Here is a 22828-nt window from a genome sequence, read left to right as displayed (position 1 = left end):
CCGGCCGGTGCGGCCGCCGCCCCGCGCGTCGGCGTGGCCATCGCCGATCCGCCCGTATCGTGGGACGACGGGCACGGACATGCGGACGACGAGAAGGTGTCGACACCTGTGGGGGATCAGCCGACGCGGGACGACGCGGGGGACCGCGACCTCCCCGGTCGCAAGCGCCGTGGGCGCACCCCGGAGGGCGGCGCCGCCGAGCCGGTGACGGTGGAGCAGTTGCTCGCCCGGCAGGGGAACGACGTCGGTGGCCGTCGCGCCGCCCGGCGCAGCGCGGTGGAGCTTCGCCCACGCGGGGACCGGGCCCGGCCGGCCGAGCGCGGCGGCGGAGGCCGGGGCAGCGCCCCCGAGGGGCCCGCCGTCCGTTCCGGGCTCCCGCCGGTGCCCGGCGCCGCGCGGGCCGATCAGGTGCCGGGTGCGCAGCCCGGCTTCCCGCCGGTGCCCGGCGCCCGCTCCGGGCGCGCCCCCGGCGTTCCGGCCCAGTCGGGGTTCCCGCCCGTCCCCGGGGCCCAGCCGGGCTTGCCACCGGTCCCCACCGCCGCCCCCGGACGCCCCGGTGCGGTCGGGACGCCGGCGGCCTGGGCGCCCGACGAGCGGCCGTCCCGGCGCAGCGGCCCCGTCCCCCCGCTCCCCGGCCTCGCGCCGCCGCCCTCGTCGGGTGCCACCCGCCGGCGGGTGCCGGCCGAGCGCCCGCCGCGGAGCCCCGGCCGCAGGCGCCTGGTCCGTGCCGCCACGGCGCTGGCCGCGGTCGTGGGACTCGTCGTCCTCTACCACCTGGCGCTCTACTTCTACGTCGACCAGCGCATCGACCGGGTCGACGCGCTCGCCCTCGACGGCCCGGAGATCCTCGCCCCCGACCTGCAGGAGGCCGCGCAGACCTACCTCGTCGTCGGCACCGGTGTGCCCGGGCAGTCGGGCGCGGCGTCGGTGGCGACCCTGGTCGTGTCGGTCTCGGCCGAGGGGGACCGCGCGGCGCTGGTCAGCGTCCCGCCCACGGCGCTCGTGGACACCCCGGCGTGCCGCACCCCCGACGGCACCCTGCGCCAGCCGGTCACCGAGGCGTTCGCGAGCTCGCTGCTCGAGGGCGGTCCCGCGTGCACGGTCCGGGCGGTCCAGCAGCTGTCCGGGCTCCGGATCGACCACTACCTGGGCGTGGACCTCACCCGCCTCCCGGGGATGGTGGACGCCCTCGGCGGCGTGCCGGTGTGCGTGGTGCCCTCGGCGGCGATCGCGGCCGCGGCCACCCCGCCCCCCGCCGGGCCCTCGGACCTCTCCGGCGCCGCCGCGTCGGGCTTCCTGGAGCCGGGCGACGGCGAGGTCGACATGACCGGGGCGGCCGTCGCCGAGCGGGCGCAGCGCCTGCTCACCTCGACCATGCGGGCGGCGATGACCGCGGACACGCTGCTCGACCCCGTCACGCTGACCCGGTTCCTGTCCCGTGCCTCTGATGCCCTCACGCTCGACGACCAGACGACGCTCGGTGACCTGCGCGCGCTCGCCGGCACCCTGGGCGACCTCTCCGGCGATGCGGTGCAGCGCGCCGGGCTGCCGGTCGCCCAGGTGGGGTACGTGCCGGCCGGCACCGACCAGGCCTACGTGGTCCTCGACGCCTCCGCCACGCGGGCGCTGTTCGACGAGGTCATCGACGGCGCCGGGGTGCCGGCCGAGCTCCTGACCGTCCCGGACCCGGCGCCCGAGGCCGCCGAGCCGGAGCCGGCTCCCGAGGCCGCGACGCCGTCCGTGCCCGAGCCGCTCACCTCGCCCCCCGGTGAGATCACCGTGGACGTGCTGAACGGCACCGCGACCAGCGGGCTGGCCGCGACGGTGGCCGACGCCCTCCGCGCCCAGGGCTTCGGCATCGGCACGGTGGGCAACGAGACCGGCACCGTGACCGGGAGCGTCGTCCGGTACGGGCCGGAGGCGCTGGACCGGGCGCGCACCGTGGCCGCCGCCGTCCCCGGCTCGGTGCTGCAGCCCGGCGACGCCCTCGGCGACAGCGTGCAGCTGGTCGTCGGCCCCGGCTACTCCGCGGTCGTGCCGGTGGAGGTCGGCGCACCGGAGCCGGTCGCGGCCGCGCCGGACACGGCTGCGGCCGCCCCCGAGCCGGAGGCGGCCGCGGTCCGCTGCTGAGATCTCGCTGTCGCGCCGGCTCGACGGCGGCGCCGACCACGTTGCGCCGTCATGCGCACCGTTGCGGTTCTCCGGGCGGCAGAACAGCAACGATGCGCATGGGCGTGGCGCCGCTCGACGGCGCCGGCCCCGTCCAGAGGCTCGCGCCGAGCGGAGCGAGGTGTGAGGAGGGCGGGGTCCTTTCTCAGCCGAAGCGGCCGGAGATGTAGTCCTCGGTCGCCTTCACGTCGGGGTTGCTGAAGATTTTCTCGGTCGGGTTGAACTCGATCAGCCGGCCGGGCTGCCCGACGCCGTTGAGGTTGAAGAAGCCGGTCTGCTCGCTCACGCGGGCCGCCTGCTGCATGTTGTGCGTGACGATGACGATGGTGAACCGCTCCTTGAGCTCCGTCATCAGGTCCTCGATGGCGAGCGTGGAGATCGGGTCCAGCGCCGAGCACGGCTCGTCCATCAGCAGCACGTCGGGCTCGACGGCGATGGCGCGGGCGATGCAGAGCCGCTGCTGCTGACCACCGGAGAGCCCCGACCCCGGCCGGTCGAGGCGGTCCTTGACCTCCTCCCACAGGTTGGCGCCCTTGAGCGAGCGCTCCACCAGGTCGTCCATGTCGGACTTGCTCATCTTGACGCTGTTGAGCCGGAGCCCGGCGGCGACGTTCTCGTAGATCGACATCGTCGGGAACGGGTTCGGCCGCTGGAACACCATGCCGATCTGGCGGCGGACGGTGACCGGGTCGGTGTCGGCGCCGTAGAGGTCCTGGCCGTCCATGACGACCTTGCCCTCGACGCGGGCGCCCGGGATCACCTCGTGCATCCGGTTGAGCGTGCGCAGGAAGGTGGACTTGCCGCAGCCGGACGGGCCGATCAGGGCGGTGATGCTCCGCGGCTCGATCGAGACGTTGACGCCCTCGACCGCTCGGAAGCTGCCGTAGTAGATGTTCAGGTCGGAGACATCGATGCGCTTGGCCACGGGGGTTTCCTCCGGGTCGGTCCGGTCAGCGACCGGTCTTGGGGGCGAAGAAGCGGCTGATCAGGCGGGCGACGACGTTGAGCCCCATGACCAGCATGATGAGCAGGAGTGCCGCCGTCCAGGCGCGGTCGATCGCGAACTGGGGCGGCACACCCGGCTGGGTCAGCTGGTAGTAGGCGTAGACGGGAAGCGTCGCCATGCGGCCGTCGAAGGGGTCGAAGTTGGTCGCGTTGGTGATGCCGACGGTGATGAGCAGCGGCGCGGTCTCGCCGATGACGCGGGCGATGGCGAGCGTCACGCCGGTGCCGATGCCGGCGATCGCGGTCGGGAGGACCACCTTCGTGATCGTCCGCCACTTGGGCACGCCCAGGGCGTAGGAAGCCTCGCGCAGCTCGTTGGGGACGAGCTTGAGGACCTCCTCCGCCGAGCGGACGACGACGGGGATCATCAGCACCGACAGCGCGATCGCGCCCATGATGCCCAGCCGGATGCCCGGCCCGAAGATCAGCACGAACAGCGCGTAGGCGAACAGGCCGGCGACGATCGACGGGATGCCGGTCATGACGTCGACGAAGAAGGTGATGGCGCGCTTGAGCCGCCCCTGCGCGTACTCGACCAGGTAGATCGCCGCCAGCAGGCCGATCGGCACCGAGAGCGCCGTGGTGAGCGCGGTGATGATCAGCGTGCCCATCAGCGCGTGGTACGCGCCGCCGCCCTCGCCGATGATGCCCTGCAGGGAGGCGCCGAAGAACTCGCCGTCGAACCGCTCGCTCCCGCGGCCGATGACCTCCCAGACGAGGGCCACCAGCGGCACGGTCGCGATGCCGAACGCCGCGGTGACCACCGAGGTGACCAGCCGGTCGGTGGCCCTGCGCCGGCCCTCGGCCACCCGCGAGACGACGTAGACCGCGAGCGTGCCGAGCACGACCGCGTAGATCACGAACAGGACGACGTTGAAGCCGGTGAGGGCGCTCAGCAGGGCGGCGAGCGCGGCACCCGCGGCGAAGACCGCGAGCGGGACCCAGCGCGGCAGCGCGTTCTCGTGCTTCTGCTGCGGCCGGGTGGACGCGGAGGCCCCGGTCGTGGGGGTGGGGGTCTGGACGCTCATCAGTTGGCTCCGGAGAAGTCGGCCCGGCGGTTGACGATCCAGCGCGCCAGCATGTTGACCGCGAGCGTGATGACGAAGAGCGCGAGGCCGCTGGCGATCAGCGTGTTGACGTCGATGCCGGTGGACTCGGGGAAGTCCAGGGCGATGTTGGCCGCGATGGTGGCCGGGTTCGCGCTGCTGATCAGGTTGAAGGTGATGCCGCCCGAGACCGAGAGGATGATCGCGACCGCCATCGTCTCGCCCAGCGCGCGCCCCAGGCCCAGCATGGCGCCACCGATGATGCCGCTCTTGCCGTAGGGGATCACCGCCATCTTGATCATCTCCCACCGCGTGGCGCCCAGGGCGAGGGCGGCCTCCTTGTGCAGCGTCGGCACCTGGCGGAACACCTCGCGGGAGATCGCGCTGATGATCGGCAGGATCATGATCGCGAGCACCAGGCCCACGGTGAGCATCGTCCGCCCGGTGGAGGACGTCGGCCCGGCGAACAGCGGGATGAACCCGAGGTTCTCCTCGAGCCAGCGGTAGAACGGGACGAGCTTGGGGGCGAGCCAGAAGATGCCCCAGAAGCCGTAGACGATGCTGGGGATGGCGGCCAGCAGGTCGACCACGTAGCCGAGGCCCTGCGCCATCCGGCGCGGGGCGTAGTGCGTGATGAACAGCGCGATCGCCACCGCCAGCGGGGTGGCGACCACCAGCGCGATCACCGCCGAGAGCAGCGTGCCGAACAGCAGCGGGGCGATGTAGGAGACCAGCCCCTCCTCGCCGGGGATCTCCTCGGCGGGAGCGGTGAGCGCCGGGAACGCCTCGGCCATCAGGAAGGCGGCGACGCCCGCCAGGATGACGAGGATGAGGATGCCCGCGCCCTTGGCGGAACCCGCGAAGATGCGGTCGCCGGGCCGACGGGGCGGCTTGGTCGTGCTCTGGTCGGACGGCGTCCGGGTGGCTGTCACCGCTGCTCCGGGAGGTCGGTGGGGAGAACTGCTGGGAACTTCCTACCCGTCGCCGGGCGGCGCAACGGCCCGGGGCGTCGGATGACGCCCCGGGCCGTTGCCAGGTGGTGCGGGTTCACCTGGCGTCAGGTCACCCGGCGACCGTGATCGCGTCGATCGCCGTCTCGGCCTGCTCGCGCAGCCCGTCGGAGATCGGGGCGGAGCCGGCGGCCTCGGCCGCGGCCTGCTGGCCCTCCTCGCTCACGACGTAGGTCATGAAGTCCTTGACCAGGTCGACGGTCTCCTGGTCCTCGTACTCGATGCAGCCCACGTGGTAGCTGATCAGCACGATCGGGTAGTTGCCGGACTCGCTGGTGTCGCGGGCGAGCTCGATCGCGTAGCTGTGCTCCGGCCGGTCGGCGTCGTCGGCCTGCTCGGAGTTCTCGACGACGGCGGCGGCCGCCTCGGCGGTGGGCGCGACGAACTCGTCCCCGACGCCGACGTTGGCGACACCGAGGTCGCCGGCCTGGCTCAGGTCGGCGTAGCCGATCGCACCGTTGCCGGCGCCGACGGCGCTGACCACGCCCGAGGTGCCCTGCGCGGCCTCGCCACCGGCGACCGGCCAGTCACCGCTGGGCTCGTGCGGCCACGCGTCCGGCGCGGCGGCGGCCAGGTACTCGGTGAAGTTCTCCGTGGTGCCCGACTCGTCGGACCGGTTGACCGGGGTGATCGGCAGGTCCGGCAGCGTGGCGTCGGGGTTGGCCTCGGCGATCGCCGGGTCGTTCCAGTTGGTGATCTGCTGGTTGAAGATCCCCGCGATCACGGCCGGCGGCAGGTTCAGCTCGTCGACGCCCTCGAGGTTGTAGACGACGGCGATCGGCGCGATGTAGTTGGCGAGCTCGAAGATGCCGGAGGGGCCGCAGCGCTCCTCGGCCTGGGCGAGCTCCTCCTCGTCGAGGGCGGCGTCGGAGCCGGCGAAGTCGGTGCCGCCGGCGAGGAACTGCTCGCGGCCACCGCCGGAGCCGACCGGGTCGTAGTTGACGGTCACGCCGGGCTGGGCGCTCGAGTAGCCGGCCGTCCAGCCCTGCATCGCGGCCTGCTGGCTGCTGGCGCCCGCGCCGACGAGCGTGCCGCTGAGCTCGGTGCTGGAACCGGTGCCGCTGCTGCTGGCGGTGTCCGCGGTCTCGTTGGAGGCGCCGCAGGCGGCGAGCGCGAGGGTGCTGGCGAGCGCAACGGAGAGCGTCGTGGCGCGCGTCTTGGTGCTGAGCTTCAACTCAGGGCCTCTCAGGTTCGCCCGGACCTCTTCCGGGCAGCGTGGGACCGACAGGAGGGACGGTAGGGAGGCCAGGTGGCGGCACACCCCGCTTGCGGTGAACGGACGGTGAACGAGCGCCGAGGAGATCGATGATCTTGGGTGGTGCGGGTCACGCCCGGGGGAGGATGCGGGGTCGGGTGTCGCCCGGACGGGTGGCGCCGTGCCCGCAGCCCGCCGGGGCCTCCCTGGTCCGCGGCCCGGGACGAGAGCTGCGCCCCGGCATCCGCTGGGGACGCCGGGGCGCAGCCGGGTGGTCAGCGCGCGGCCGGCGGCCGCGCGGGGGCGTGCGGGCTCAGATGGCGCCCTTGCCCCAGGGGCCGCGGATGGCGAAGCTGACGCCCGGGGTCTGGATGTTGACGAACAGGACCTCGCCGTCGGGGCTGAAGCAGGCCCCGGCGAACTCGTTGTTCACGTCGTCCTCGTCGCCCTCGATGCTGTTCAGCGCGAAGTCGAAGATCCGGCCCTCCTCGTCGAGGCCGCGGACGAACTGCTGGCCGCCGCCGTCCTCGCACAGGACCAGCCCACCGCGGGGGCTGACCGTCAGGTTGTCCGGCGAGTCGAGCACGTCAGCGGACGGGGACTCGAAGAGCAGGATCAGCTGGCCACCGGAGCGGCCACGGGGACGGAACTCCCACACCTGACCGGCGCCGACGTCGCCGCCGCTGGTGGCGTTGAAGAAGATGCTGCCGCCGTCGTACCAGCAGCCCTCCAGGCGGGCGAACGAGGCCCCGCCCTGGGCGAAGCCCTGGTCGAACACCGACTCGGAGGTGATGTCGGCCGGGTCCGGGTCGTCGATGGTGACCCACTCGACCTGCAGTGGCCGGCCCACCAGGTCGCCGACACCCTGGTGGGTCTGCAGCTGCGGCCGGCCCTTCACGGCGAGCATCTGCAGCGTTCCGCCCTCGGCCAGGTAGCCGGGCTTGTTCGGCAGGAAGCGGTAGAAGCCCGAGGTGTTGCCGCTGTCCTCGGTCTCGTAGACCGTCCCGTTCGCCGGGTCGACGGCCACCGCCTCGTGCGCGAACCGGCCCATCTCCCGGAACGGGCCGCGGGAGCGCTTCCGGTCCGGGCCGTTGGCCGGCACCTCGAACACGTAGCCGTGGTCCTCCCGGAACCCGTTCTGGGTCCCGTTCACCGTCTCCTCGCAGCTCAGCCAGGAGCCCCAGGGCGTCGGGCCGCCGGCGCAGTTCACCGAGGTCCCGTTCAGGCTGATGAAGCTGTCGAGCAGCGTCATCGAGCGGGTGTCGAAGGTCATGGTCGTCGTCCCGCCGGCGGCCGCGACGTCGTAGGCGGTCGCGGCGTCGCCGATCAGGACGCGGTCGTAGGCGCGGGAGGCGGTGTAGTCGGCCGGCTCCTGGGAGGCGTCGGTCGGGGAGTAGCCCTGCTCGTGGTTGCGCACCAGGCGGATGACGCCCCGGTGGCTCTCGGGGGTGGTGAAGGCCGCCATGCCGTCGTGCCGACCGGGCGTGGGGTGCCCGTCCGAGCCGATCGCGGCCGGCAGTCCCAGGGCGGCGGCGTACTCCGCCGCGTGGCCGAACGAGGCGTACTCGAACCCGGCCGGCAGGTGCAGCAGGGTGAGGCCGGTGGTCCGGTCCTGCGTCGGCTGCAGCGGCCCGTAGCCGCCGTTGCCGGGGGACTTCAGCGCGGGACCCCGGCGGCCGGGGGCGGCGAGGGCGCCGTGCGTCCCGAGCAGCTGGGTGCCGCTGGCCAGCACGGTGCCGGCGGTCACCGCCGCGCCGCGCTGCAGGAACTTCCGTCGGTCGAACGAGATGGTCATGAACCGTGTCTCCTCGGAGTGGGTCCTCGGGTCGGGGGCGGCCCCAGGGCCTGACGGACGTTAGGCACGGCAGGAGGCGCCCCGAGGGCACGCGGGAGAACCCCCGGCCAACGGTCGGCGCGCCGGGTTCACCTGCCGGGAACGCTGCCGACGCGTCTCTCCCCGGCCTCGCGCGCGCGGGGAGGAGGGCCCCGCGGAGCGGTCCCCGGGCGGGGGCGGGTGTTCCCCCGGTGTTCACACCGGTGCCCTCTCGTGCCGCATAGCGTCCTCGGGCATGACCGACCTGCTGGTGACGCGCCCCGGCGCGACGTCCACGCCCGTCCAGGCCTTCCCGCGGGGCAGCGCGGGGCTCTCCCCGGCGTCCGCACCCGGCCCCCGCGTGCTCGTGGTCGTCGCCAGCCGGCACGGGGCGACCCGGGGGATCGCCGCGGAGCTGGCCCGGGCGCTGCCCGGGACGGCCGCGGGGCGCAGCAGCGGGCTGGTGGCGACCCTGGCCCCGGTCGAGCTGCAGCCCGACCCCGTCGGCTTCGACGCCGTCGTGCTTGGCAGCGCCGTCTACTCCGGCCGCTGGCTGGAGCCGGCCCGGCGGTACGTCGACGCGGTGGCCCCCCAGCTGCTCCCCCGCTCGACGTGGCTGTTCTCGAGCGGGCTGCCCGGCAACCGCCCGTGGTGCCCCGACGAGGCCGACGGCGACATGCTGGTCATCGGCGACCGCACCGGGGCACGGGGGTGCCGCGCGTTCGGCGGCCGGCTGGAGCGGCGGCTGCTGTCGGCCGCCGAGCGGCGCGACTGGCCGGCCGGTGGCGCGACGGGCGACCTCCGGGACTAGCGCGCGGTCCGGCAGTGGGCCGAGGAGGTCGCCGCCGGGGTGGTGGCCCACCACGCGGTGCCCGCCCTCGCGTAGCGCGGCCACCGATCGAGCCCCGGAGAGGGCGCGTGTTCAGCTCCATCGGGTGGGGCGAGGACGTCGACCACCTCCGCGACGTCGACCTGCGCCGTCACCACCCGAAGGCGCTGCTCCGGGAGCACCTCCTCGGCGAGGACGAGGCCCCGCCGCCCCGCGCCACCGGATGATCCCGCCGGGCGGCCTCAGCGGGGTTGCGGCTCCCGGTGCCACGCGACGTCCACGGAGTAGCGGGTGAAGCCGCGGCCCTCGTAGAGCCGCACCGCCGCCGTGTTGTCCTCCTCGACGTAGAGCAGCACCTCGCCGAGGCCGCGCGCCCGCAGGTGCGCCAGCCCGAGGTCGGTGAGCGCGCGCCCCAGCCGCAGCCCCTGGGCGGCCGGGTCGACGCCCAGCACGTACACCTCGCCGACGGGGTCGGGACCGGCGTCCCCCGCGGGGTGGACCTTGGTCCAGTGGAAGCCGAGCAGCTCGCCCCCGGCCCCGGGAGCGCCGCGCCACGCCATGAGGAAGCCCCCGGGGTCGAACCAGGGCTCGGCCTCGCGGCGCTCCAGGTCGGCGCGGGTCATCCGGCCCTGCTCCGGGTGCCAGTCGAAGGCCCGGGCGTTGACGCGCAGCCAGGCGTCCTCGTCCCGGCCGGGGACGAACGGCGCCACGTGGACGTCGCCCGGGAGCTCGGGGCGCGGATCGGGGTCCACGCCGGCCAGGTCGCGCCGCAGCTGGAGGAGCACCCGGGCCCGCCGGAACCCGTGCGGGGCGAGCAGCTCGGCCGACCCGGGCAGGTCCCCGTGCGCCCAGACGTCCAGCGGCGCCCCACCTGCGGCGTCCAGCAGGCGGTGCAGCAGCGCGGTGCCGTGGCCGCGCCGCCGCCGCTCGGGGTGCACCACCAGCTCGGCGGTGCCCCCGTCGAGGCGGGCGTAGCCGGCGAGCGCGCCGTCGTCGTCCCGGACCGTGAGGTCCTGCCCGTCGGGGGAGCCGTGCCGGAGGCGCAGCTCGCCCTCCTCGGAGACCGGTCGCACGCCGTCGGCGGCGCCGGCGGCGCGGAGCAGGTCGAGGACGCCGGCGACGTCGGGTTCGTCGATCACCGGCCCATCAGACCAGCTCGGCGCCCGCCCCGGCGTCGGCGGTGGCCGCGCGGTCCTCGGCGGCGGCCCGCGCGGTGGCGTCGGCCACCTGCTGGTCGAGCTTGTAGCCGACGTTGCGCACGGTGCCGATCAGCGCCTCGTGCTCGGTGCCGAGCTTGGCGCGCAGCCGGCGGACGTGGACGTCGACGGTGCGGGTGCCGCCGAAGTAGTCGTAACCCCAGATCTCCTGCAGGAGCTGGGCGCGGGAGAAGACCCGGCCCGGGTGCTGCGCCAGGTACTTCAGCAGCTCGAACTCCTTGTAGGTGAGGTCGAGCGGGCGGCCGCGCAGCTTGGCCGAGTAGCTGTGCTCGTCGATCACCAGCTCGCCGGCCTGGGTGAGCCCGCCGTCGCCGCCGTCGGCCGGGGTGGTGGCGGCCAGGCGCCGGGCCGTCGCCCACTTGAGGCGGGCGTCGACCTCCGCGGGGCCGGCGGTGTCGAGCAGCACGTCGTCGACGCCCCAGTCCGCGGAGAGGGCGACCAGGCCGCCCTCGGACAGGACGGCGACCAGCGCGGCGGCCACCCCGGTCGAGGAGAGCAGCCCGCACAGGGTGCGGGCCTGGATCAGGTCGTAGCGGGCGTCGACGAGCACGACGTCGCCGGAGTCGCCGTCGAGGAGGCTGGAGAGCTCCGGGGCCACCACGCGGACCTGGTGGCCGAGCAGCCCGAGCGCGGGCAGCACCTCGGTCGTCGCCTGCCGGGCGGCGGTCATGAGCACGAGTCGCATGTCGTCTCCTCAGGGGTCCGGGGCCGGCGGGTGCCGACCGGACCTGCGACGGCGCTGTCGAGGTGAGACGGCAGGATAGCGGACGTCCCCTCCGGCGGGCTCGATCCGCCACCGGGGCGTCCCGCCTGGTGGGCCCGCGACGGCGGACACGGGGCACCCGATCCGCTCGTCGACCGGAACGGGCGCCGGCCTTCTGACACGATCGGTCCGTGAGCTCCGCCGCGGTCCCGTCGACGACGCCGGCCCGCCCGCACCACGTCCCGGCCGCGGGCCTCGCCGTGCTCGCCGCGGGCCTGCTCGCGGGCCTGCCGCCGCTGGCCGGCGAGGTCGGCACCCTCGCCGCCGTGCTCGTGCTCCAGTTGGCGCTGGTGCTCACCTGGGTCCTGGCGACCGGGACGCAGGGCTTCGCGGCCTCGCTGGCCGTCGGCACGGCCGCCGCCGTGGCGGCCGACCTGGCGCTCGTGCTGCCCGAGGACCCGGTGCTGGGCGGCCTCCTGGCCGTGCTCGGCCTCGGCTTCCTCGCCGCCGTGCTGCAGCAGATGCTGCGCACCCCGCGGGAGGCCCTGGTCGACTCGCTGGCCGGGTCGGCCCTGCTGCTCACCGCCGTCGGCGCGCTGGCGTCGCTGCTCCTGCTCGGCCGGGCCGACGAGGACGGCCTGGTCACCACCGCGCTGGTCGCCGGCGCCGCGCTGGTCGTCGGCCACCTCGTCGACCAGGTGCTGCCGCGGCCCCGGCTGGCCCCCGGGGTCCCGCGCGGGCTGCTCGGCGTCGTTCTCGCCGTCCTGGCCGGCGCCGCGACGGCGTGGGCGGTCCGCGACCTCGCCGACCTCGGCGCGCTCCGGGCGCCGGCCGTGGGGGCCCTCGTCGCCCTGGTGGCGGCGCTCGTCGCCGTGGCCGGCAGCTACCTCGCCGTCGAGACCACGACCGAGGGGGAGGCGGAGGCGCTCTCCCCGTGGGCGCCGACCGTGGTGCAGGTCGTGCTGCCCCTCGCCGCTGCCGCGCCCGTGGCCCTCGCGCTGCTGACCGCCCTGTGAAGGTCGCCGCGGTCGTCCTCCTGCTGCTCGTCGTCACCGGCGTCGTCCTCGACCGGGTGGCGGTGGGCTTCGCCGAGCGCGAGGTGGCCGCGCAGCTGGCGGCCCACGACGCGCTGACGGGTGAGCCGGACGTCGACGTCCGCGGCTTCCCGTTCCTCACCCAGGCGCTCGCCGGGCGCTACGAGGAGGTGCGCATCTCCCTCACCGCCGACGAGCTGGGCCAGCCGGAGGGGACCCGCGCGGACGTGACCCTCCGCGGCGTGCACCTGCCCCTGTCGGCGCTCCGGGCGGGCGCGGTCGCCGAGGTGCCGGTCGAGCGGATCGACGGCACCGCGACGCTCTCCTACGAGCTGCTGGCCGGCGAGCTCGGCGCGGACACCACCCTGGAGCGGGAGGGGGACGGGCTGCGCATCACGCGCACCGTCGAGGTCCTCGGCCGTGCCTTCCCGCTGACCGCCGCCGGCACCGTCTCGCTGGACGGCGACGAGCTCGTCGTCGACGTCGACCGGGCCTCCGGGGTCGGCGTCGACGTGCCGCGCATCGTCGTCGAGCGGGCCACCGACCTGCTCGACCTGCGCTACCCCGTCGAGCTGCCCTACGGGCTGCGGCTCACGGAGGTGACCCCCGAGGACGACGGCGTCGCCGTGCGTGCGGTGGCCCAGGACGCCGTCCTCGCCGCGGAATAGGGCCGCGGCCGCGCCGGGTTCTGCCCAGGAGTGCCCGGGGAGCGGAGGAGGACAGGTGGACGCTGCGGCGGTGTTCGACCGGCTCGGCGTGCGCCCGGCCGAGGCGGAGCTGACCGTCGTCCAGTTCTCGACGGCGTTCTGCGGCCCCTGCCGGGCCACCCGGGCCCGGCTGGAGCAGCTGCGGGTGAGCCGACCGGGGCTGGCCGCCGTCCACGTCGACGCGGAGAGCCACCTGGACGAGGTCCGCGAGCTCGACGTCCGGCTGACGCCCACGCTCTTCTACCTGGACCGGGGCGGGCGCGTGGTCGGCCGCACCACCGGCGCTCCCCGGCCGGCGGAGCTGACCGCGCTGGTCGACGCCCACGTGGGTGGCCGGGCGGGCGGTCCGGCGTGATCGGCTACCCTCGCGCCGTGGGCATCCTGCTGACCTCGCGCCGCACAGTCGACCTGTGCCGCGTCGGCAGCTGCCTGTGTCCCGCCCTCTGAGGGCGGCACCGCGCCGCCCGGACGCGCTCCATCGCGCCGTCGGGATGCCCCTCTCCCCGTGAGCTCCGCGCTGCGAGCGATCCGCGTCGTCCTGCACCACCGCAACGACCGACCGCACGAACCGATCACCCGGAGGACCACCACCATGAGCCGCAACGACGTGCTCGTCACCGTCGACTGGGTCCAGGAGAACCTGGGCCGGCCCGGCCTCGTCCTCGTCGAGGTCGACGAGGACACCACCGCCTACGACGGCGGCCACATCGAGGGCGCCGTCAAGCTGGACTGGAAGAAGGACCTGCAGGACCCGCTGCGCCGCGACTACCTCGACAAGAGCGCCTTCGAGGAGCTGCTGTCGAGCCGGGGCATCGGCAACGACGACACCGTCGTCCTCTACGGCGGCAACAACAACTGGTTCGCCGCCTACGCCTACTGGTACTTCAAGATCTACGGCCACGGCGACGTCAAGCTGATGGACGGCGGCCGCAAGAAGTGGGAGCTGGACGGCCGCCCGCTGTCCAAGGACCCCGTCGAGCGCCCCGCCACGCAGTACCGGGCGTCCGAGCCGGACCTGTCGATCCGCGCGTTCCGCGACGAGGTCGTGGCCTCCATCGGCTCGAAGAACATCGTCGACGTGCGCTCGCCCGACGAGTTCTCCGGCAAGATCCTGGCCCCCGCCCACCTGCCCCAGGAGCAGTCGCAGCGGGCCGGCCACGTGCCCACCGCGATCAACATCCCGTGGAGCAAGGCGGCCAACGAGGACGGCACGTTCAAGTCCGACGAGGAGCTGGCCAAGCTCTACGCCGAGCAGGGCTACGACGAGAGCAAGCCGACCATCGCCTACTGCCGGATCGGCGAGCGCTCGAGCCACACCTGGTTCGTGCTGCGCGAGCTGCTCGGCAAGACCGACGTCAAGAACTACGACGGCAGCTGGGTCGAGTACGGCTCGCTCGTCGGCGTCCCGATCGAGAAGTGAGCTGACATGTGCGGAGCGCCGAAGCAGGGCGGTGTCCTCGACGGCATCGACCTGAGCACCCAGACGGTCATCCAGGGCTCGGTGTGGCACGACGGGGCGCCGGTGGCCGGGGCCTACGTGCGGCTGCTCGACTCGACCGACGAGTTCACCGCCGAGGTCGTGACCAGCCCCGAGGGCGAGTTCCGGTTCTTCGCCGCGCCCGGGCCGTGGAAGCTGCGCGCCCTCGCCGCGGTCGGCAAGGGTGAGCGCACCCTCGACGCCGAGGTCGGGCTGAACGAGACCACGGTCGTCGTGGAGTAAGGACCCCGTTCCCCTCACCGCTCGCGAGCTCGCGGCGAGCCTCCGAACGGGGCCGGGAGCTCTTCGCCGACGGCCCGTCTCCCCCCGGGGAGGCGGGCCGTCGGCGTCTCAGGCCAGGCCGGGCGGCAGGCGGTTCGGGCCGGCCTCGGCGGGCCGGGGGCGGTCCTCGGGGAAGGTCCGCACGGCCACGATGGCGACGTCGTCGGCGCCGGGCTCGGGCACCAGCCGGGTCAGCACGGTGTCCAGCAGCTCCTCCAGCGGCGTGCCGCCGAGGTCGCGCAGGGCCTCGCGGAGCCGCTCGGTGCCCTCGTCGAGGTCGGCGTCGCGGCGCTCGACCAGCCCGTCGGTGACCAGCAGCAGGGTGTGCCCGTCGGGCAGGTCGACGGACTGGTCGCTGCGCGGGGCGTCCGGGTCGATGCCGAGCATGAGCTCCGGCGTGCTGGTGAGCATCGTGACCGAGCCGTCCGGGGCCAGCAGCACCGGCGGCAGGTGTCCGGCGTTGCTCCAGCGCAGCAGCCGGCGCCCGGCCACCGGCACGTCGGGGTGCCGCTCGATGCGCGCGAGGACCGCCGTCGCCAGGGTGGAGACCGCCAGCCCGCGGGCGGCGTGCTCGACGCGGGTGAGGGTCGCCGCCGGGCCGTCCTCCTCGGCGTAGGCGAGCGCCCGCAGCAGCCCGCGGAGCTGCCCCATCGCCGCGGCGGCGCTGCTGTCGTGGCCGACGACGTCGCCGATCACGAGCATGGTGGCGCCGTCCGGCTGGAGGAAGGCGTCGTACCAGTCGCCGCCGACCTGCGCCTCGTGCGCGGCGGGCCGGTAGCGGACGGCGATCTGCAGGTGGTCGGGTTCCGGTGGCGGGGTGAGCAGCGACTGCTGCAGCCGGTCCGACAGCGCGCGGTCCGCGGCGGCCCGGGCGGCCAGCGCCTCCAGCTCGGCGGCCTGCCGCCGGGCCGCCAGCCGCTCGGTGAGGTCGCGGAAGGAGACGACCACGCCGGTGAGCTCGCCGTCCTCCACCGTGGGGACGACGACCATCTCGACCGGCATGGCGGTGCCGTCCTTGCGCCAGAACGTCTCCTGCTCGGCGACGACGGTGCGGCCGGTCTGCAGGGCCTGCCAGACCGGGCACTCCTCGCGGGGGTACGCCGAGCCGTCCGGGCGACGTCCGTGGATGAGCGCGTGCTGGTCCCGGCCGAGCTGCTCGTCCGGCGCGTACCCGGTGAGCCGGGCGGCGGCGGGGTTGAGGAACTCGACGCGGCCGCCGACGTCCAGGCCGTAGATGCCGTCGGCGACGTTGGCCAGCACGCGCTCGGTGATGGCCAGGGCGCGGGTCAGCTTGGCCTCGGTCTCGCGCAGCACCTCCAGGTCGCGGGCGCGGGCGGTGGCCACCTGCCGCAGGGTGGTGGCCTCGGCGCCCGCGGCCCGGGCCTCCGCGGTGAGCCGCTCGGCGTGCAGCCGGTCGGTGATGTCCATGCCGGTCACCAGCAGGAACTGCTGCTGGTCCCCGTCGCGGACGAGCTGCATCGTCAGGTCGGCGGTGCGTCGCCGCCCGTCGGCGAGGAAGAAGCTGGTCACCGCGCGGACCGGCGCCCCTCCGGCCGCGACCTCCAGGCACCAGCCGTGCACCGTCGCGCCGACGTCCGGGTCGCCGGCCCACCAGCCGGCCTCCCAGAAGGGGCGGCCCAGCTGCTCCCGGCGGTCGAACCCGCGGCCCTCCACGGCCAGCCGGTTGGCGGTCAGCAGCGTCCCGTCGAGGTCGCAGACGGCGGCGAACATGAACGTGGACTCGTGCAGCACGGCGTACCACGACGGCGTGCCCGGGAGCGCCTCGATCTCCGGGGTCGGCGCGATGCCGGGGCCGGCCTCGGCCATCTCGATGACTGCTCCTCCCGCTCCTGCCCGCCGTCCGGGGTGCGTCCAGCCTGCCGTACGACCCCCGCCGGCACCAGCGACCCGGCCTGTCGGGTCCGCCTCACCCGGGCGCGCAGCGGAGCGCCCGCCCCGGCGGGAGGGCCGGGACGGGCGCCGCGGGTGGTGCGGTCGGCTCAGCCGCAGAGCCCCTCCGGGAGGGAGGCCAGGCACTGGTTGCGGTCGAAGTCGACGTCCCCGGTCCCGTCCCAGACGAGGTCGGCCGGCTGGTTGCCCTTGGCCTTGTTCCGCTCGACCTCACCGCTGGGCTCGAAGACGGGCACCTGCGGCTCCTCGGGCGGCGCCGGGAAGCTCGACTGCACGACGATCCCGCCTTCGACGACGCTCACGGCCTCCGAGTTGTTGTCGAGCACGGCGTTGCCGCGCACGTGGAACTCCTGCGCGCCGAGCAGGACGATGCCTGCGCCGCTGATCGGCAGGTCGTCGGCACAGACCTTGTTGTTGCCGGTGACCTTGTTGTCCCGGAGCTTCCAGTCCGTGACCGGCCCAGGCGCCCCGGCGAGCAGCAGCATGCCCAGGCAGTTGCCGTCGGCGACGTTTCCGCGGGCCTCACCGACGCTGGCGTTGCGGAAGAAGAAGCCCATCATGTTGTCCGCCGAGTGGTTGCCCCTGACGTTGGCGTGGGCCTTCTCGCTGTCGCCGATGTAGAAGCCGGCCTCGCCGTTCCCGGTGGCCTTGTTGCCGTGGAAGGCGACGCCCCGGGTGACGAAGGCGGCGGCGCCGTACCCGTCGTTGTCGGTGAACCTGCTGTCGGCGACCCGCAGGTGCTCGGTGCCGAGGGAGACCAGCCCGTCGCCGGAGGCCCCGGTCACGGTGACGCCCCGGACGGTGACGCCGGTGACCGGGTCGATCGGCGCGAACGTCTCGGGGTCGACCTCGCCGAGGATGCAGATGCCGGACACGCGGTCGGACTCGGGGTCGTCGAAGGTGTCGCACGCGGTCGGATCCGCGCCGGCGGGCGCGATGACCACGCGGTCGGCGAGCAGCCGGATGCCGTCCTTCGTGATGGTCACCGACTCGTGGTAGGTGCCGGGTGGGATGCGGATCGTGTCGCCCGGCTTCGCGGCGTCCACCGCGGCCTGGATGCTGAAGCCGTGGTGCGGGTCCGGCTTGCCGCGGTCGTCCGCGGCGGCCGGGCCGGCCACCGCGAGGGTGGCGAGGGTGGTGGCGGACGCCGCCGCCAGGAGACGTGCTCTGCGCAGGTGCATGGGTGCTCCCCGGATGCGGGCGCCGGCCCCCGGTTGGCGGACGTCGGTGTCCGCCGCCGCGTCGCCCCTGAGGAGGGGAGCCTGCCCAGGGCTGCGGGTGGAACGGAATCCCCCGAATCCGGGGGTTGCGCCCGTCAGAGACCGAGGCCGGCGGCGAGCTCTGCCATGGCGCGGTCGAACCACCGGTCGGTGTCCAGCACCACCCCCACGAGGTGGCCGAACAGCTCGGAGCTGATCGAGCCGTGAGGCCGGGCCATGGCGCCGTCACTACGGTGGTCGCATGGTCTCTGCCTGGCTCCTGGTCACCCTGACGGCGTCGTGCGCCGTGGCGCTGGGCTACGGCGCCGTCCGGCTCTCCCGCGGCCCGAAGGCGGGCCGGCGGTGAGCGGGCCCACCGAGCTGCCGGTGCCCGACACCGCCGACGTCCGCAGCGGCCCGGAGGTGTCGCCGGAGCTCCTCTCCGTGCTGCCCCTGCTGGGGGAGTGGCACGGCGAGGGGCAGGCGGCCGGCACCGGCGGCGACCACCGGTTCGGCCAGTGGATCCGCTTCGCCCACGACGGCCGCGGGTTCCTGGCCTACGAGTCGCGCACGTGGCGGCTCACCGACGACGGGAAGATCGTGGGTCCCGACGTCCGGGAGTCCGGCTTCTGGCGGCCGCGTGGCGAGGACGACGTCGAGCTGCTCGTCGCCAGCCCGGACGGGCTCGTGGAGATCTACGTCGGCGCCGCGCGCACCACGACCAGCTGGGAGCTCACCAGCGACGTGGTCGCCCGCACGCCGGACGCTCCCGACGTCACCCGCTCGGTGCGGCTCTACGGCATCGTCGAGGGCGCGCTGATGTACGCGGTCGACCGCGCGGTGGGGGAGCAGCCGGCGCGCCCGGTGATGTCGGCGCGGCTGGAGCGCCTGCGGTGACGGCGCCGTCGCCCGCCACTCCCCGTCAGGTCGCCGACCGCTACGTCGACGCGGTCTGCGACCTCGACCCGATCGTCGCGACCTCCCTCGGGGTCCGGCCGGGTGACGACCGGCTGCCCGACGCGAGCCCGGCCGGGCTCGAGGCCGAGGCCGCGCTGGCCCGCGCCACCCTGGCCGAGCTGGACCGGGTGCAGGCGGCCGACCCCGCGCTCGACGCCGACCCGGTCGAGCGCCGCTGCGCCCGCCTGCTGCGCGAGCGGCTGGGCGCGGAGCTGGCCGTGCACGAGGCGGGTGAGGGCTTCCGGTCCCTCAACAACCTGTTCAGCCCGCTGCACGCCGTCCGCCAGGTCTTCATGCTCATGCCGGCGGCGACGGAGGATGACTGGTCGGTCATCGCCCGCCGGCTCGCCCGCGTGCCCGAGGCCTACCGCGGCTACCGGGAGACGCTCGCCGAGGGGGCGCGCCGCGGCCTGCTCGTGGCGCCGCGGCAGGTGCGCACCGTCCTCGCCCAGCTCGACGAGTGGGCCGCCGGGCCGTTCTTCGCCTCGTTCGTCGCCACCGGCCCCGAGGCGCTGCGCGGCGAGCTCGCCGCGGCCGCCCGGGCCGCCGACGAGGCGGTCGTCGAGGTGCGCGGCTTCCTGCGGGACGAGTACGCCCCGCGCACCGAGGGCACGCCGGACGCCGTCGGCCGCGACCGCTACGCCGTCGCGGCCCGCCGCTGGACGGGCTCCGACCTCGGCGCGGGACGGGGGCTCGAGGAGGCCTACGCCTGGGGCTGGGCCGAGCACCGGCGCATCCTGGCCGAGCAGCGCGCCGAGGCCGAGAGGGTGCACCCGGGTGCGACGCCGCTGGAGGCGATGCGCCGGCTCTCCCTCGAAGGGCCCGCGGTCGAGGGCGCGGAGGCGATCCGCGACCGGCTGCAGCAGATGATGGACGAGGCGATCGCGGCGCTGGACGGCACGCACTTCGACCTCGCGGAGCCGGTGAAGCGGGTCGAGGCGATGATCGCCCCGCCCGGCAGCGCGGCCGCGCCCTACTACACCCGCCCGGCGCACGACTTCTCCCGGCCGGGCCGCACCTGGCTGCCCACCCTCGGGCGCACCCGCTTCCCGCTGTGGGACCTGGTCTCGATCTGGTACCACGAGGGCGTCCCGGGCCACCACCTGCAGCTCGCCCAGTGGGTGCACGTGTCCCGTCAGCTGTCGACCTACCAGACGTCGCTGGGCTCGGTGGGGGCGAACGTGGAGGGCTGGGCGCTGTACGCCGAGCGGCTGATGGACGAGCTCGGCTACTTCGCCGACCCGGGGGAGCGGCTCGGTTTCCTGGACGCCCAGCAGCTGCGCTCGGTGCGCGTGGTCATCGACATCGGCATGCACCTGGGGCTCCCCGTGCCCGACGACGCCGAGGGCGCGCTGGCCGAGCACCGCGGCCGGCCGTGGACGCCCGAGCTGGCGCGGATCTTCCTGGGCGAGCACTCCGGTGCCGACGTCGCCTTCCTCGACAGCGAGCTGGTGCGCTACCTCGGGCTGCCGGGGCAGGCGATCAGCTACAAGCTCGGCGAGCGGGCCTGGCGGGACGGGCGGGCCGCCGCCCAGCGGGCCCGGGGCGCCGGATTCGACCTCAAGGCGTGGCACATGGCCGCGCTGTCGCAGGGCTCGCTGGGCCTGGACGACCTCGCCGGGGAGCTCGCCCTGCTCTAGCGCTCAGCCGCGCGCGGGCACGGCGTTGACCGGGTCGTCGGCGTGCCCGACCCGGTCGTCGGCCGCGCTCGGGCAGACCTCCAGCCCCGGAGTGGCCAGCAGCTCGCCGATGCAGGCGGCGCTGCCCCCGACGTAGGTGCTCATCAGGTCGATGTCGGTGGCCACGACCCAGGAGCGGTCGGCGGGCCACCACAGGGTGGCGCTCTGCTCGGACGGCTCGGGCGCCAGGTTGCGCACCGCGTCGGTGACGGCTCCCCGCACCAGCACGACGTCCCGCCCGCGGGGCAGCGGCAGGGTGGGCACCCCGCGCAGCGCGGCCGCGTCGGCCCCGTGGCCGGCCCACCGGCCCAGCAGGCAGTCGCCGGGGGTGCCCGTGTGGCGGGCCAGCACGGCCGCCATGCGCGCGGCGGCGGTGGTGGGCAGGTGCCCCTCCGCCGGAGGGCCGTCCCAGTCCGGCGGCTGGCTGTCCTCGGCCAGGTACTCCCAGCCGCCGGTCACCGCGGGCCACTGCGCCAGCGGGTGGGCCACCGTGCCGTTGAGCGCCGCGACCGCGGCCCAGGGCACCTCCACGTCGTCGTCGCCCTCGTACCGGTAGGCGGGGTGCAGCACGCGGGCGTAGGCCGGGAAGAGCGGCGGCACCAGCGCGGCGACGGTGCCCCAGCGGGCGCGTGCGACGGCCTCGGCGATCCAGGCGCCGGCGGAGACGTCGGTCTCGACGGGTAGACCGCCGAGCTGCACGCGCGCCTCCTGGGAACGGACAACCCCCGGGCTGCTCCGCGGCGCTCCGCTGGGGAGCTGCACGCGGGCCGACTGGACAAATGTCGGCGGCCCGGGGGTCGGGTGACTGTCCGGTTCTCGCTCGCCGCCGTGCGACGGACGGGCGATCATGCCGTCGTTCGGAACGTCGTCCGAACGGGCGGCCCATCTGGACGGCGGCTAGCGGACAGCCACCTCACGAGTCCTGTAGCTCAGCAAAGTTACGGACCACCTCCCTTCTCGTGTGCCACGACGGTACGGCCGCACGCACGGGAGCGCCAACGAATTCCGTCCGCTGTGGGCGAACGCCCTGGTGGCCACCCGGCTCCCGGCGTGTCCACCCCCGGGCCGTCGGCTCAGCTGCGGTCGCCGGGTCCCAGCGTCCGGCCCGGCGGCCGGGCGCCGGTCCAGTCGGGGTCGTGCTCGGCGCGGTCGTCGACGGTCTCGTACCCCGGCCGCGGGCCGTCGTGCTCCCCGAGGTCCTCGGCGGCGTCCACGGCCGTGCGCCCGGGCGGGGGCGCGCCCTCCCAGTCCGGCTCGTGCTCGGCCTCGTCGTCGACCGTCTCGTAGCCCGGGCGGGCGGCTTCCTCCCCGAGCTCGTCCGTGGCGGCGGAGGCGCCGGGGCCCGGCGGCGGCGCGGTGACCCGGCCGGCGCCCTGCTCGAGCCGGTCGTCGACGGGGTCCCAGGCGTCGGGGATGCCGTCCTCGTCGACGTCGCTGATCTCCTGCAGGTACATCGCCCGGTAGCGGCGGTTGCGCAGCCGGAGGATCACCGCGGCGGACAGGGCCGCCAGCAGGGTGCCGAACAGGATGCCGACCTTGGCGTGGTCGTAGCTCTCGCTCTCCGCGCCGTAGGCGAGCTCGGTGATGAGCAGCGAGACGGTGAAGCCCATGCCGCCGAGCAGGGCCAGCCCGACCACGTCCGGCCAGCCGAGGTTCTCGTCCAGCTGCGCCCGGGTGAAGCGGGCGACCAGCCAGGTGGCGCCGGTGATGCCGATCGCCTTGCCGGCGACGAGCCCGACCATGATGCCGACCGCGATGCTGTCCCCGAGCGACTCGCCCAGGCCGGAGAGCCCGCCGATGGCGACACCGGCGGAGAAGAAGGCGAAGACCGGGACGGCGACGCCCGCCGACAGCGGCCGGATGCGGTGCTCGAAGTGCTCGGCCATGCCCGGCCCGGCGTCCGGCCCGCCGGCGGCGTCGCTGCGGATGACCGGGACGGTGAAGGCCAGCAGGACGCCCGCGACGGTCGCGTGCACGCCCGACTCGTGGACCAGCACCCAGGTGACGGCGGCCAGCGGGATCAGCAGCCACCAGGAGCGGATCCGCTTCTGCACGAGGAAGCCGAAGAGCGCCAGCGGGATCAGCGAGAGCAGCAGCGGCGTGACCGCCAACGAGGCGGTGTAGAAGATCGCGATGATCGTGATGGCCAGCAGGTCGTCGACGACGGCGAGGGTCAGCAGGAAGGTGCGCAGCGCGCTGGGCAGGTGGGTGCTGATGACCGCGAGGACCGCGAGCGCGAAAGCGATGTCGGTCGCCGAGGGGATCGCCCACCCCTGCAGCGCCCCCTCGCGCGCGTTGAGGTTGAACACCACGAAGAACAGCGCCGGGACCACCATGCCGCCGACGGCGGCGGCGATCGGCAGCGCCGCGCGGCGGGGCTCGCGGAGGTCGCCCGCGACGAACTCCCGCTTGAGCTCCAGGCCGGCGACGAAGAAGAAGATCGCGAGCAGCCCGTCGGCGGCCCACGTGCCGAGGGAGAGGTCGAGGTGCAGCGACGCCGGGCCCACCCTCGTGTCGCGCAGCGCCTCGTAGCTCTCCGACCACGGCGAGTTCGCCCAGACCAGCGCGATCGCCGCGCCGATCAGCAGCAGCGCA

At 74.9% G+C, this 22828-nt stretch carries 22 protein-coding genes; 10 read left to right on the top strand and 12 right to left on the bottom strand.

What is annotated here, in order from left to right; genetic code table 11:
• Positions 1–108 precede the first annotated feature (108 nt).
• Positions 109–2130, top strand: coding sequence for a LytR C-terminal domain-containing protein (locus E9529_RS06010; RefSeq protein WP_236830215.1), 2022 nt, complete (start codon positions 109–111; stop codon positions 2128–2130).
• A gap of 184 nt (positions 2131–2314) precedes the next feature.
• Here E9529_RS06010 and pstB read toward each other — a convergent pair whose 3' ends face one another.
• From pstB to E9529_RS05985, 5 genes are all read right to left on the bottom strand, one after another.
• Positions 2315–3094 carry a phosphate ABC transporter ATP-binding protein PstB gene (gene pstB / locus E9529_RS06005; RefSeq protein ID WP_236830214.1) on the bottom strand — a complete coding sequence of 260 codons (780 nt, stop codon included), beginning with the start codon at positions 3092–3094 and terminating at the stop codon, positions 2315–2317.
• A gap of 25 nt (positions 3095–3119) precedes the next feature.
• Complete coding sequence (gene pstA, locus E9529_RS06000) at positions 3120–4202, bottom strand: phosphate ABC transporter permease PstA (protein WP_236830213.1); 1083 nt, start codon at positions 4200–4202, stop codon at positions 3120–3122.
• Positions 4202–5152 carry a phosphate ABC transporter permease subunit PstC gene (pstC, locus tag E9529_RS05995; RefSeq protein WP_236830212.1) on the bottom strand — a complete coding sequence of 317 codons (951 nt, stop codon included), beginning with the start codon at positions 5150–5152 and terminating at the stop codon, positions 4202–4204. The genes pstA and pstC overlap by 1 nt, the downstream gene beginning before the upstream one ends.
• Before the next feature lie 130 nt (positions 5153–5282).
• Positions 5283–6404 (bottom strand): phosphate ABC transporter substrate-binding protein PstS, encoded by a 1122-nt coding sequence (gene pstS / locus E9529_RS05990; RefSeq protein WP_236830211.1) that lies wholly within the window; start codon positions 6402–6404, stop codon positions 5283–5285.
• A gap of 334 nt (positions 6405–6738) precedes the next feature.
• Positions 6739–8220, bottom strand: coding sequence for a PhoX family phosphatase (locus E9529_RS05985; RefSeq protein ID WP_236830210.1), 1482 nt, complete (start codon positions 8218–8220; stop codon positions 6739–6741).
• 274 nt (positions 8221–8494) lie between these two features.
• Here E9529_RS05985 and E9529_RS05980 point away from each other — a divergent pair, with 274 nt between their 5' ends.
• Positions 8495–9049, top strand: coding sequence for a flavodoxin domain-containing protein (locus tag E9529_RS05980; RefSeq protein ID WP_236830209.1), 555 nt, complete (start codon positions 8495–8497; stop codon positions 9047–9049).
• A gap of 107 nt (positions 9050–9156) precedes the next feature.
• Positions 9157–9294 carry a hypothetical protein gene (locus tag E9529_RS05975; RefSeq protein WP_236830208.1) on the top strand — a complete coding sequence of 46 codons (138 nt, stop codon included), beginning with the start codon at positions 9157–9159 and terminating at the stop codon, positions 9292–9294.
• A gap of 15 nt (positions 9295–9309) precedes the next feature.
• On the opposite strand, the gene mshD is transcribed toward E9529_RS05975, so the two are convergent.
• Together mshD and E9529_RS05965 are read right to left on the bottom strand one after the other, a co-directional pair.
• Complete coding sequence (mshD, locus tag E9529_RS05970) at positions 9310–10206, bottom strand: mycothiol synthase (protein ID WP_236830207.1); 897 nt, start codon at positions 10204–10206, stop codon at positions 9310–9312.
• A 7-nt stretch (positions 10207–10213) separates the two neighbouring features.
• Complete coding sequence (locus E9529_RS05965; RefSeq protein WP_236830206.1) at positions 10214–10969, bottom strand: response regulator transcription factor; 756 nt, start codon at positions 10967–10969, stop codon at positions 10214–10216.
• Positions 10970–11178: 209 nt separating this feature from the next.
• Here E9529_RS05965 and E9529_RS05960 point away from each other — a divergent pair, with 209 nt between their 5' ends.
• The 5 genes from E9529_RS05960 (at position 11179) to E9529_RS05940 (ending at position 14448) form a co-directional block, all read left to right on the top strand.
• Positions 11179–12003 carry a hypothetical protein gene (locus tag E9529_RS05960; protein WP_236830205.1) on the top strand — a complete coding sequence of 275 codons (825 nt, stop codon included), beginning with the start codon at positions 11179–11181 and terminating at the stop codon, positions 12001–12003.
• On the top strand, positions 12000–12689 hold the full coding sequence (locus E9529_RS05955; protein ID WP_236830204.1) for a DUF2993 domain-containing protein: 690 nt from the start codon (positions 12000–12002) through the stop codon (positions 12687–12689). The genes E9529_RS05960 and E9529_RS05955 overlap by 4 nt, the downstream gene beginning before the upstream one ends.
• 55 nt (positions 12690–12744) lie before the next feature.
• The gene (locus E9529_RS05950) at positions 12745–13083 is read left to right on the top strand and encodes a thioredoxin family protein (protein ID WP_236830203.1); all 339 of its coding nucleotides are present in this window, start codon (positions 12745–12747) and stop codon (positions 13081–13083) included.
• A 237-nt stretch (positions 13084–13320) separates the two neighbouring features.
• A complete protein-coding gene (locus E9529_RS05945) occupies positions 13321–14148 on the top strand; it encodes a sulfurtransferase (RefSeq protein WP_236830202.1) in 828 nt (275 codons plus the stop codon).
• Positions 14149–14154: 6 nt separating this feature from the next.
• Complete coding sequence (locus E9529_RS05940) at positions 14155–14448, top strand: DUF1416 domain-containing protein (RefSeq protein ID WP_236830201.1); 294 nt, start codon at positions 14155–14157, stop codon at positions 14446–14448.
• A 108-nt stretch (positions 14449–14556) separates the two neighbouring features.
• Here the strand turns inward: E9529_RS05940 and E9529_RS05935 are convergent, their stop codons facing one another.
• From E9529_RS05935 to E9529_RS21835, 3 genes are all read right to left on the bottom strand, one after another.
• The gene (locus tag E9529_RS05935) at positions 14557–16314 is read right to left on the bottom strand and encodes a SpoIIE family protein phosphatase (RefSeq protein ID WP_236830200.1); all 1758 of its coding nucleotides are present in this window, start codon (positions 16312–16314) and stop codon (positions 14557–14559) included.
• 173 nt (positions 16315–16487) lie between these two features.
• Positions 16488–17579 (bottom strand): nitrous oxide reductase family maturation protein NosD, encoded by a 1092-nt coding sequence (locus E9529_RS05930; RefSeq protein ID WP_236830199.1) that lies wholly within the window; start codon positions 17577–17579, stop codon positions 16488–16490.
• 134 nt (positions 17580–17713) lie between these two features.
• The gene (locus E9529_RS21835) at positions 17714–17836 is read right to left on the bottom strand and encodes a hypothetical protein (protein ID WP_255708381.1); all 123 of its coding nucleotides are present in this window, start codon (positions 17834–17836) and stop codon (positions 17714–17716) included.
• Positions 17837–17960: 124 nt separating this feature from the next.
• On the opposite strand from E9529_RS21835, the gene E9529_RS05925 reads away from it, so the two are divergent.
• Together E9529_RS05925 and E9529_RS05920 are read left to right on the top strand one after the other, a co-directional pair.
• Entirely contained in the window at positions 17961–18494 is a 534-nt protein-coding gene (locus tag E9529_RS05925) for an FABP family protein (protein WP_236830198.1), read from the top strand.
• Positions 18491–20194, top strand: a complete 1704-nt coding sequence (locus E9529_RS05920) for a DUF885 domain-containing protein (RefSeq protein WP_236830197.1) — start codon at positions 18491–18493, stop codon at positions 20192–20194. Before E9529_RS05925 ends, E9529_RS05920 begins: the two co-directional genes overlap by 4 nt.
• A gap of 3 nt (positions 20195–20197) precedes the next feature.
• On the opposite strand, the gene E9529_RS05915 is transcribed toward E9529_RS05920, so the two are convergent.
• Both E9529_RS05915 and nhaA read right to left on the bottom strand, forming a co-directional pair.
• Complete coding sequence (locus E9529_RS05915) at positions 20198–20932, bottom strand: hypothetical protein (protein ID WP_236830196.1); 735 nt, start codon at positions 20930–20932, stop codon at positions 20198–20200.
• 374 nt (positions 20933–21306) lie between these two features.
• On the bottom strand, positions 21307–22828 hold a 1522-nt coding region (gene nhaA, locus E9529_RS05910), incomplete at its 5' end, for a Na+/H+ antiporter NhaA (protein WP_236830195.1).

The sequence above is a fragment of the Blastococcus sp. KM273128 genome, from assembly GCF_021698975.1.
Classification (GTDB): domain Bacteria; phylum Actinomycetota; class Actinomycetes; order Mycobacteriales; family Geodermatophilaceae; genus Blastococcus.
This window is presented reverse-complemented; position numbering and strand designations above follow the sequence as displayed.

Coding starts and splice junctions, on each gene's coding strand:
- E9529_RS05980 (WP_236830209.1), top strand. CDS start 8,495: ATGACCGACCTGCTGGTGACGCGCCCCGGCGCGACGTCCACGCCCGTC.
- E9529_RS05940 (WP_236830201.1), top strand. CDS start 14,155: ATGTGCGGAGCGCCGAAGCAGGGCGGTGTCCTCGACGGCATCGACCTG.
- E9529_RS05945 (WP_236830202.1), top strand. CDS start 13,321: ATGAGCCGCAACGACGTGCTCGTCACCGTCGACTGGGTCCAGGAGAAC.
- E9529_RS05985 (WP_236830210.1), bottom strand. CDS start 8,220: ATGACCATCTCGTTCGACCGACGGAAGTTCCTGCAGCGCGGCGCGGCG.
- pstA (WP_236830213.1), bottom strand. CDS start 4,202: ATGAGCGTCCAGACCCCCACCCCCACGACCGGGGCCTCCGCGTCCACC.
- E9529_RS05965 (WP_236830206.1), bottom strand. CDS start 10,969: ATGCGACTCGTGCTCATGACCGCCGCCCGGCAGGCGACGACCGAGGTG.
- E9529_RS05930 (WP_236830199.1), bottom strand. CDS start 17,579: ATGCACCTGCGCAGAGCACGTCTCCTGGCGGCGGCGTCCGCCACCACC.
- E9529_RS05935 (WP_236830200.1), bottom strand. CDS start 16,314: ATGGCCGAGGCCGGCCCCGGCATCGCGCCGACCCCGGAGATCGAGGCG.
- E9529_RS21835 (WP_255708381.1), bottom strand. CDS start 17,836: ATGGCCCGGCCTCACGGCTCGATCAGCTCCGAGCTGTTCGGCCACCTC.